Here is a 10840-nt window from a genome sequence, read left to right as displayed (position 1 = left end):
TTGAGGTGGGGCTTTCAGTTGTATCCTACTTAGGCAGATTGAATGCCACGGTCATCTCCTTGAGCTGCTCTTCGCTCATGCCATCGGGCTCGTAGCCCATGCACTTGGCATTGATGTATATCTTGGCACTCTTGGAGAGTACGTCAATCTGGTCGAAGGCATCCATGGCGTCGAGGCCCTTGGCGAAGACGCCGTGCTTCTCCCACAATACCACGTCGTAGTCTTCGAGCTCGGCGAGAGTTCCCTCTGCCAGTCCGAGGCTGCCGGGCAACTGATAAGGCACTACGCCCAAACCTAACGGACAGAATGCCTTGGTCTCGGGAATCATGCTCCAAAGGATGTTGGTGAGCACATCCTTGCCCATAAACTTCTTGTTGTGACTCATAGCCACCAGCTCGATGGGGTGGGTGTGAACCGTGGCGGTGTAGGGTGAACCCTTCTCTATCATACGGTTGTGCACGGCCAGGTGGCTGGGCAACTCTGATGTAGGCTGGACGAGATTGTCGGCGATGATGACATAGGTCTCGCAGTCGTCGAGGATGCGGATGACGCTGCCGTTGTCCATAGGCCAGCGGGCGAGGTCGCGCATGCGCTTGCCGGTACCCTTGCAGTAGAAGTAGCAACCACGCAGATGGGGGAGCGTGATGCCGATGTGCTTGATTTCGCCGAGGGCAGGCATGTGCCTCATCTCGTCATCCACATACTTGCTGATATTGACAGTGATGTTGCCACCATTGCGCTCAGCCCATCCATTCTGCCACAAATAACCAGCCACTTCGGCTATCTGGTCAATCTCCTTCTTCAGGAGAGGGCGTCCGTCTAAAATACTTTTCATGATTCTTATGATTAATGTATAACTCTATTTTCTATCTATATTCCGGAAGTCGCTCGGCTTGAGTCCCGTCTTCCGCTTGAACTTGGAAGAGAAGTAGTCGGGCGAATCAAAATTGAGCATATAGGCTATCTCCTTGACGAAGAGGTCGGTGGTGGAGAGCAGCTCCTTGGCTCGCTGCAGCTTGAGGTCCTGCTGGTAGAGCGCGGGCGAGATGCCGGTATACTCCTTGAAGAGCTTGCGGAAGCTGGAGTAGCTCACGCCCAGCTGTTCGGCTATCTGCTGCACGGTGAGGTCGCTCTCTACCTCCTTGCGCATGATGAAACGTGCACGGTTGATCATATCGACGTGCTCACTGTTCTTGCTCAGAAGGATATTGCGCTCGAGCGAATACATCAAACCTATAAGGTGGTTGACTATACCTGCCAGCAACTGCTGCGAATAGGCTGCCTCCTGGACGGCGGCATGGTAAGCCTCGTCGTAGAGACGGGTGATGGTATCGGAGAAACCTACATGGTAAATGGGGTGTTGGGGAGTAAGGAAGCCGGCACGGACGCGGTCGTCGACATTGCGGCCGCTGAAACCAATCCAATAACAGTTCCATCCCTGTGGACCAGGATGGTAGGTGTGCCACTCATGGGGGAAAAGCAGGAAGAGGTCGCCCTCGCGCAGACGGGTCGGTCGCTGGTTGGTAGTCTCAAAGACTCCCTCGCCGCGGGTGACATAGAGCAATTGATACTCATGAAGTTCACGACCCTTGTTGACATCAAAATAATAGCCGTCAGCATGGCCGCTGGTGGGATACTCTTCACCATTGCTTATCTCTTCATAACCCACCGTACTGATGGTGAGTCCCCAGAGCTGGTCGCGCTCGTTGGTTACCAAATACTTGCTTTTCTGCATGATGTTGATTAGATTGTTTGTACAAAGTTACTTATTTTCCACCAATCGACCTTCGTTTTTTGGCAATATTTTTATTACGGCTGCTGTTTTCATGCTCGGGGCACGCAAAAAGGGAGAGACCACCATGGCAACATGCCGTCTGGCGGTCTCTCCCTCGGTGATGATTGTCGGCAGAAGAGTGGTTTCAGAACTGCTCGAGTATCGCGATGCGCTTGCGGGTATCGGGGTGGGTGCTGAAGAGCGAGTCGAAGAAGCCCATCATGCCGCTCGTGAGAGCCTGGGGATGGATAATGAAGAGCTGGGCTACATCCTGGCGCTGCACACCCTGCAAGCCGGGGGCGCCAGATATCTTGCGCAGTGCCGAAGCCAGTGCGAGCGGATTGCCGCAGAGCTCGGCGCCACCGGCATCGGCCATATACTCGCGCTTGCGGGAGATGGCAAAGCGCGTGATGAGGGTGAAAAAGTAGGCCACGGCACAGCAGACCACGCCCACGAGCATCACAATGATGATGCTCACGCCCGAGCCTTTCTCGTCGCGGCTGCGGCTGTGAGAGCCGTAGAACATGGCGTTGAACATCATGTGCATCACTACGCTCATCACCGTCGAGACGATGCCCACGAAGACGATGCTCGTGATGAGCACACGGGTGTCGCGGTTGCGGATATGGGTGAGCTCGTGGCCCAGCACTCCCGCCAGCTCGTCGTCGTTGAGCACGCGCAGCAGTCCGGTGGTGACGGTCACGGTGTAGCTCTTCTTGTCGATGCCCGAGGCAAAGGCGTTGAGCTGAGGGTCGTTGACGATGTTGATCTGGGGCATATCCATGTTGCAGGTCATGCAGAGGTTCTCCACGATATTGTATACCCTCGGGTTCTCCCTCCGCGTGAGCGGGCGGGCTCCCGTAGCGGCACGCACCATCGAGGAGTTGGCGAAGTAGGCGATGAGGAACCACACACCCACGATGCCCACCACCCAGGGAGCGATGGCCACGAAGGAGCGGTTGACGGCGTCGTAGTCTACCTCGGCAGCCACATTGCCATAGGCGTCAGCGGGTGGCGCGCCCATCGACTGGATGATGGCGAGGAACACCCACACCGTGGCAAGGATAATCAGCGGGAAAGACAGCAGAAGTAGCACGCTGCGCAGGTTGTTGCGCCGTATCTGCGTCATCATACCAACATACTGCATAGGCTCAGAACTTGATTTCGGGGGCCTTGTCCATAGCCTCACGGTCGGTCTGGGGGATTTCAAACATCACTTCCTTGTGGAAACCGAACATCTGGGCGATGATGTTGGAAGGGAACACCTGTACGGCGTTGTTGAGCTCACGCGTAGCCGAATTGAAGAAGCGGCGGGTGGCAGCCAGTTTGTTCTCGATGTCGGCTATCTCGGTCTGGAGCTGCATGAAGTTCTGGTTGGCCTTGAGGTCGGGATAGGCCTCGAGCTGCACCTTCAGTCCGGCGAGCGCACCGGTAAGCTGGTTGTCGGCGGCTATCTTGTCGTTGATATTGGTGGCTCCCATAGCGGCTGTGCGTGCCTCGGTGACGCGCTGCAGCAGCTCTTTCTCATGGGTGGCATATCCCTTGACGGTAGCCACCAGCTGGGGGATGAGGTCATAACGCTGACGGAGCTGCACATCGATGTTGGCGAAAGCATTTTCACGATTGTTGCGCATGCGCACCAGGTTGTTGTACTGGCCTACGAGCCACAACGCGAGTAGTACGACGACTACCAAAACAATAATCCATGTCATATTCTTAATCTTTATAATTATATAGGTCAAAATTACCAAAAAAGCGACAACCGCCCAACTATTCGGGCTTAAAGAATGTAAACAGGTGCAGATTTTCATCGCCGCCACCCTCACCGCCGCCACTCGGGGCAGGGTAGAGGGCAAATTAACTGGAACTTTCCTTTGCATTGTCTTGACTTTGTAGTAACTTTGTCTACTGACAATAATTATACAAGGTATGAAGAAGACACTATTCTCTCTGTTTCTCCTGTTGTATGTGGCTCCGATGTGGGCACAGACAGACACCCTGGTGGCCAGCGAACTGACCGACACCAAGCCGCACGACGGCAACGAGGTATGGGCGCGCGTGCCCGATGCAGTGCAAATGGCGTGGGGCTCCACCGATGTCCGCTACGCCAAGATGAACGTGCCCCGTGGGCGCATGGCAAAGACCCTGAGGCTCGACGCATGGGCTGGCGAGCGCGTCATGGCTCAGGCTGTGGTATGGACGCGCCACGACATCGTATCGCCACGCGTAGAGGCTACAGCCCTGACCTGTGGCAGAGAGGTGATAGACGCCAAGGCCGTCAACGCCGGATTTGTGGGATATGTGATGACCGACGAGCTCAACCATAACGGCAAATCCAACTGCGGCCACCGTCCCAACAAGGCCGACTTCGACTCGTCGATGGTCGCCGACATGGTCTATGGTCCCCACATCGACCGTATTCCCCGCTGCACCACCCGCCCAGTTTGGGTCAACGTGTGGGTGCCTGCCATCACGCGCGCGGGTATATATAAAGGTAAGATAGTCCTCACCGGCGACAAGGGCGAGAAGGCCGAAGTGGCACTCGAGGTCAAGGTGGGCAGCCGCCAGCTGCCTGCGCCCAAAGACTGGGCTTTCGACCTCGACCTGTGGCAGAACCCCTACGCCGTGGCGCGTGTCATGAACGTGAAACTGTGGAGCCGCGAGCACTTCGACGCCATGCTCCCCGTGATGAAGATGCTTGCCGACGCCGGACAGAAGTCCATCACTGCCAGCATCATGCACCACCCCTGGAACGGACAGACCGAAGACCCCTTCGGCAGCATGATACAGCGCACGCTGACCGTCGACGGACAGTGGAAATACGACTACACCGTGTTTGACCGCTGGGTAGAGTTCATGACCCGCGAGGTGGGCATCACCGGCACCATCGACTGCTACACCATGATACCCTGGGCGCTGCAGTTCGACTACTACGACCAGGCTTCCAATACGGTGAAATTTGTCAACGCCCGTCCGCAAGACGCCGCCTACCGCGACTACTGGCTGCCCTTCCTGCGCGACTTCGCCCGACACCTGCGCCAGCGTGGCTGGTTTGAGCGTGCCGCCATCTCTATGGACGAACGCCAGCTCGAAGATATGCAGTCGGCTATCGCTGTGATACGCGAAGCCGATGCCGACTTCCACATCACCCTCGCCGGCAACTACCACAAGGAGATAGAGCACGAGCTCGCCGACCTGAGCGTTCCCTACGGTAGCCCGCTCGACCGCAGCATCATCGCCGAGCGCCGCAGCCGCGGTCAGTCTACCACCTGCTATATATGCTGTACCGAGAGCTTCCCCAACACCTTCACCTTCTCCGACCCCGCCGAGGGCGCCTTCATCCCCATCCACGCCATGGTGCAGGGATACGACGGTCTGCTGCGCTGGGCTTACAACAGCTGGACTGCCGACCCCATGCGCGACACCCGCTTCCGCTCCTGGCCCGCCGGCGACACCTATATCGTCTATCCCGGTGGCCGCAGCAGCATGAGGTTCGACCGCCTGGTCGAAGGCATACAGTGCTGCGAGAAGGTGCGTCTGCTCAGAGCAGAACTACAGGCCAAGGGCAACCGTCGCGCCCTGAAGCGCATCGACGAAGCCCTGAAGGTATTCGGCTGGGGCGGACTTGAGCACACCCAGATGCCCACCGGCGAGCGTATAAGCCGCCTGCAGCGTGTGCTCAACCAGTAGCGTCTGATCATTATTCACTAAACAAATAACACATTTATCATGAAAAAACTTTTTGTAGTATGGGTCATGCTGTTGCCTCTATGGGGGCAGCTGCATGCGCAGGAGAAAATTTTGCAAGGGAAAGGATTCTGGACACTCTTCGACAGTTTGGGAGACGGGACGCCCTGGCAGCAACAGTTTGCTGACCAAACGGGATGCATTTTCTACCCCAAACTCAACCGCAGGTACATTTCCTATGGTGGTTCAGATTCAGCTCCTGCTACCATGAACGGCACTCTGGGCAGGGCAAAGCTTTTGGTAGCACTCAAGGATAGTCTGCCCATCGACATCATTATGATTTCCAACACCAACGATATGAACTTCACAGACCCTGACACGGGTGTGGAAGGAAGTATTGACGATGAACCCTGGATGCAGGGCAGCAAGCGAACTGCAGCCAAGAGTGTGCTGGATTCGAAAGAAGCTGCCAAGGCCTATTGTGAGAAAAATCTGCGGAAAATTCTGAAGGCTACTCCGAAAGCCCAACGGGCTGCGGGCAACATGCTGGTATTCCCCTATGCCAATCCCAACAGGCATGGCAACCGTATAGAAATCATCGCGCCCTCAAAGCGTGGAGGTGAAATTTGTTTTCATGTAGGTAGAAGCCCGAGGGTGAATCTTACATTGCCTGCCGGCATGAGCGTGGCACAAACCAGAGAGTGGTTAGCTTCCAAGTTCTATGGAGCAGGGTGGTCGGCCGTAGACAACGGCGACAACAGTTTCACCATCTCCTATTATTATGACAAGAACAACAAGGTCTGGGTCGACACCAAGGAGAGCGGGTTGCAAGTAGCTGTCACCGATGGGCCTCGTGTGGAAGAGTATGTGGTGTTTTATACAGGAAAGGATGCTTCGGGCTGGACAAAAAGTTGCAACTGGACGGATAAAGTAAGCCTGTGGTCGTGCTATAAAGGACTGATGGAATATCTGAAGAGCAACCTCCCCAACACGGAGATTTATTGGTTCATGCCCTCTTATTTCAATTTTGATTTCAATGCACCGGAAGTGCTGCGCGCCGACGGCTCCTTTGACGAGGAGGCATTCGAGAAAACCGAGCGCAACCGCAAGTGGATGCAGCTTTCCGCAGTGCAGCGTGCCATTGCCCAGCGTTATAACTGCCGAGTGCTGGAAGTGGGAAAATACTGTGGTATCAATTTGAAAAACGTGCGTGACTATTATCTCTCGAAAGACCCGCATCTCAAGAAAGAAGGCTATGCGCAATGGTCCAAGGCGCTCTATGAAATCTTCAAGGCCGGCAAATGGGAGTGACAAAAATGGGAGCCGAGAAGCTGTTTTTTTACCTAAATATTTGGTACATAGTGAAAAAAATAGTAATTTTGCACCGCTTTTCGGCCTAACCGCTGGTTGATGGAAGAGTTGTCATGCCATGTTGGGTTGGAACGACAAACAATATTTAATTTAAAAACAACAATGGATTTAATTAAAGTTGCTGAAGAAGCGTTTGCAACCGGCAAGAAGTTCCCTGAGTTCCGTGCAGGAGACACCGTAACTGTCGCTTACAAAATCGTCGAGGGTTCTAAGGAGCGTATCCAGCTCTATCGTGGTGTAGTAATCAAGATTTCAGGCCACGGTGACAAGAAGCGTTTCACCGTTCGCAAGATGTCTGGTACTGTAGGCGTTGAGCGTATCTTCCCCATCGAGTCACCCAACATCGATTCTATCGAGGTGAACAAGGTAGGTAAGGTTCGTCGCGCTAAGCTCTACTATCTGCGCAAGCTCACTGGTAAGGCTGCCCGCATCCGTGAAAAGAGAGTGGTTAACACCAACGCTTAATAACGGCATCCCCAAGGGTAAAACCCAAGAAATAAAGAGAGACATTCCTCATGCGGGGAGTGTCTCTCTTTTTTTTGCGCAATTTTGCGCACATGTTTTGAGCCGAATAACATTTATTAACAACGACATCCGGCGCCCTACCTATTTATATATTTACCTTTGCACCAAATTCTGAAAGTAACATGACTAATATCACCAAGACCTTATGCCTCGGAGCAGCCATGATGCTCGCTCTGTCTGCCTCTGCGCAAAACGAGAAAGTTAAAGACCTGATTTCTCCACTCTCAGACCACAGCATCCAGCTCCATGGATACTTCGACAATGACATCCACAACAGTGTGGAGCATTGGAACAAGGGCGTCGTACCCTACGACCGCCTCATGGAGTTCTACGATAACAACGTCAACCGACCCAATTTCGCTGTAGGTGAGATGTGGGCCAAGGCTGTTCGCAGTGGAGCCATGCTTTATGCATATAACAAGGACCCCGAACTCAAGAAGATACTGGTCAACACCGTCAACAAGGTGTTCAAGTATGTGCAGAGCAACGGTGCTATAGCCTGCTCGCCCGTAGAAAAACAGCCCGACGCCAAGGGTGGCGACCTCTGGGAGCGCAAATATATCATGCTCGGACTCTCGCAGTACTATGCACATGTGGAGAAAGACCCACGCGTGCTCAAACTGATGATTGCCGAGGCCAACAGCGTGATAGACCAGATAGGTGACGCTCCTAAGGTAGACATCAATACCCAGGGATGGAGCCGCACGGGCATCGAGAGCTACTCGGTGATGGAGCCCATGATGCGCATCTACAAGCTCACCGGCGACAAGCGCTACCTCGACTTCTGTACCTATCTCATCAAGAAGGGCGGATGCCGTGGCGCCAACATCTTCCAGGAGAGTCTCGACAACGTACGTCCTCGACTCATGGGCAATGGCTACCCCAAGGCTTATGAGATGCTCTCGGTCTATGAAGGCTTGGTAGAGTACTACCGCTGCACCGGCGAGGAGAAGTGGAAGCAGGCTACGCTCAACCTCTTTGAAAACCTGAAGAAATACGAGATTACCATTATCGGTAACGGTGGTGCCGACTATCCCTACTATCCCAAGTGGAGAGGTGAGGCATGGGACGATACTGCCCTCGAGCAGACCAACCCCAAGATAGAGCGCATGATGGAGACCTGCGCCGGAGTGACCTGGATGAAGCTCTGCAGCCAAATCCTGCGCATCACTGGCGACGCTTCTGCTGTCGACTTCATCGAGAAATATGTCTACAACGGACTCATCGGTGCCATGAAGCCCGGTGGCAACGGATTCAGCTACGTCAACCTGCTCAACGGTCAGAAGGTGACCGACAGAGGATGGGGTACTACCATCGACGGCATGGCTGTGACCTGCTGCAACCTGAGCGGACCTATGGGATTGGCATATATACCCTATGTAGCCGTGATGCAGAACGACCGCGGACCCGTCGTAAACCTCTACAACGCAGCCACAGCCACAGCCAAGACCCTCAAGGGCAACGCCGTGACATTCACCATCGACACCAAGTTCCCACTCGCCAACACTGCGACCATCACCATCGACGAGGCACAGAAGGAGAAGTACGACTTCATGCTCCGCATCCCCGGATGGAGCACCAACACTATCGTCAAGGTCAACGGCAAAGCCATCGACAACGTAGTGGCTGGCAAGTATCTCACCCTGACACGCAAGTGGAAGAAGGGCGACAAGATAGAGTTGACCTTTGACATGCGATGCCGCCTCATCGACGCGCCCCACGGCAGCAACCCCGACGCATGGAACTACCAGGCTGTCATCTACGGCCCCATGGTGCTGGCGCGCGACGAAAATATTGACGCTGATTACAACAAACCTGTACAGGTAGTGGCAGATGCCAACGGCGAGGTGAAGATCACCCCCGTGAAGCCCACACGCGAAGGCACCCGCATGGAGTTCCTCGTGCCCACCACCGACGGCAACATCCATATGGTTGATTACTCATCGGTAGATGGTTGGAAGGACAAGAAAATCTGTACATGGTTGCCCAAGAAACAATAATCTACTAATATCAGGAATCTCACAATTGAACATGATTTAAAAGGGGGGGAGCTCGCAACGAGCCTTCCCCCTTTTTTAATGCATGCCGATTGCGTGTTTGATGTCCCTTGAGGAAAGTTATGTGAGGCATCCCTCATGTGGCAGTAACGCCGAACCGAAGGTTACTGCCTCGGCGCAATGCGCAGCGAAAGGTAATGGAGTTGCGCTTTCCCTGCCCAGGGTTGCGTTTGGCTGTAGGCGTTATACTCAATCTGATAATATCCACCAATCCATTCCTATTCATTTTCCTGCTGCGGGTAACGCCTTCGGCTAATCGCAACTCCTACAGAGTTGCTACACCTTATTATATAGATACCCAGGGTAGCGTGCTTCGCCCGCAACCCTGGGCTGTGTAATCGCAACTCCTACAGAGTTGCTGCTGCTTGTGGACTCTATGTCCATGTATGGTAAGTCCATTGTGGCAGGCTCGCATCCGTGGGCCATGTATGGTAAGTCCATTGTGGTTGGCTCGCATCCCTGGGTCATGTATGGTAAGTCCATTGTGGATAGTGCTCATCCCTGGGTCATGTATGGTAAGTCCATTGTGGTTGGCTCGCACTCCAGGGTCATGTATGGTAAGTCCATTGCGGATAGTGCGTCTTCGTTGATTATGTATAATCAACCCATAGTTGATGGTACGCACCCCTGGCAACTCTGTAGGAGTTGCGTTTCCCCAGCCCAGGGTTGAGGCGTGTAGCGCCTCTACCCTGGGTAGCTGCCCCCCACTAATATGGCAACTCTGTAAGAGTTGCGATTAGCCGTAGGCGTTACCTGCAGCAGGAAAATGAATAGGAATGGGTAAGAGGGTATTATCAGATTGAGTATCATGCCTACGGTAAGGCGCGACACCTGCAGCGATGCCAAAGAGAGCCCATTCCCAACCTTCTTCAAGGGGAAAGTGTACCTTAATCCCCTTAATCACTGCGCGGGTGAAACAGGCCTCTTCCATGGCATTTCCCCTTGGGGAAGGTTGGGATGTGGCCTCTTTGGGCAATGGATATAGTTAGCCCATCGTTGATGGTACGCACCCCTGGCAACTCTGTAGGAGTTGCGATTTTATAGCCCAGGGTTGAGGTGCACAGCGCCTCTACCCTGGGTACTGACATAATAAAGAGAAGCAACTCTGTAGGAGTTGCGTTTAGCCGAAGGCGTTATACTCAATCTGATAATATCGTCCTATATATTTCCGCCCATCAACCTGGTGCGGTAACGCCTGCGGCTAAACGCAACACTTACAGCGTTGCTATAATGGTCGTACTTGCACCCAGGGTAGCGGTCTTTGTCCGCAACACTGGGCTGGGGAATCGCAACACTTACTGTACCTTCCTGAAAAAAGTTGAATGGATTTTACATTAACCCGACTATAAGTTGATTGTTTTTTTACTTAACCCTAGTCAAGGTTGAATTTATTCTCTTAACCCTATTGAAAGTTGAGTATTGTCTT

At 53.7% G+C, this 10840-nt stretch carries 8 protein-coding genes; 4 read left to right on the top strand and 4 right to left on the bottom strand.

Going from position 1 to position 10840, the window contains the following annotated elements:
* Positions 1-25 precede the first annotated feature (25 nt).
* The 4 genes from rhaD to CIK94_RS05835 all read right to left on the bottom strand — a co-directional run bounded on the left by rhaD (position 26) and on the right by CIK94_RS05835 (position 3486).
* Entirely contained in the window at positions 26-835 is an 810-nt protein-coding gene (gene rhaD, locus CIK94_RS05850; RefSeq protein ID WP_022310412.1) for a rhamnulose-1-phosphate aldolase, read from the bottom strand.
* A gap of 24 nt (positions 836-859) precedes the next feature.
* Positions 860-1735, bottom strand: a complete 876-nt coding sequence (locus CIK94_RS05845; protein ID WP_094421869.1) for an AraC family transcriptional regulator — start codon at positions 1733-1735, stop codon at positions 860-862.
* A gap of 184 nt (positions 1736-1919) precedes the next feature.
* On the bottom strand, positions 1920-2921 hold the full coding sequence (locus tag CIK94_RS05840; RefSeq protein ID WP_022310414.1) for a M48 family metallopeptidase: 1002 nt from the start codon (positions 2919-2921) through the stop codon (positions 1920-1922).
* Positions 2922-2925: 4 nt separating this feature from the next.
* Positions 2926-3486, bottom strand: a complete 561-nt coding sequence (locus CIK94_RS05835; protein WP_022310415.1) for a LemA family protein — start codon at positions 3484-3486, stop codon at positions 2926-2928.
* Between the two features lie 217 nt (positions 3487-3703).
* Here CIK94_RS05835 and CIK94_RS05830 point away from each other — a divergent pair, with 217 nt between their 5' ends.
* The 4 genes from CIK94_RS05830 to CIK94_RS05815 all read left to right on the top strand — a co-directional run bounded on the left by CIK94_RS05830 (position 3704) and on the right by CIK94_RS05815 (position 9357).
* The gene (locus CIK94_RS05830) at positions 3704-5464 is read left to right on the top strand and encodes a DUF4091 domain-containing protein (protein ID WP_022310416.1); all 1761 of its coding nucleotides are present in this window, start codon (positions 3704-3706) and stop codon (positions 5462-5464) included.
* Between the two features lie 39 nt (positions 5465-5503).
* A complete protein-coding gene (locus CIK94_RS05825) occupies positions 5504-6772 on the top strand; it encodes a hypothetical protein (RefSeq protein WP_144008312.1) in 1269 nt (422 codons plus the stop codon).
* Between the two features lie 162 nt (positions 6773-6934).
* The gene (gene rplS, locus CIK94_RS05820; protein ID WP_094386923.1) at positions 6935-7297 is read left to right on the top strand and encodes a 50S ribosomal protein L19; all 363 of its coding nucleotides are present in this window, start codon (positions 6935-6937) and stop codon (positions 7295-7297) included.
* 182 nt (positions 7298-7479) lie between these two features.
* Entirely contained in the window at positions 7480-9357 is a 1878-nt protein-coding gene (locus tag CIK94_RS05815; protein ID WP_094421865.1) for a beta-L-arabinofuranosidase domain-containing protein, read from the top strand.
* Positions 9358-10840 lie beyond the last annotated feature (1483 nt).

This window comes from Prevotella sp. P4-51 (genome assembly GCF_002251455.1).
GTDB lineage: Bacteria > Bacteroidota > Bacteroidia > Bacteroidales > Bacteroidaceae > Prevotella.
Note: the sequence above shows the minus strand (reverse complement) of the source record. Positions and strands in the feature narration are given on the sequence as shown.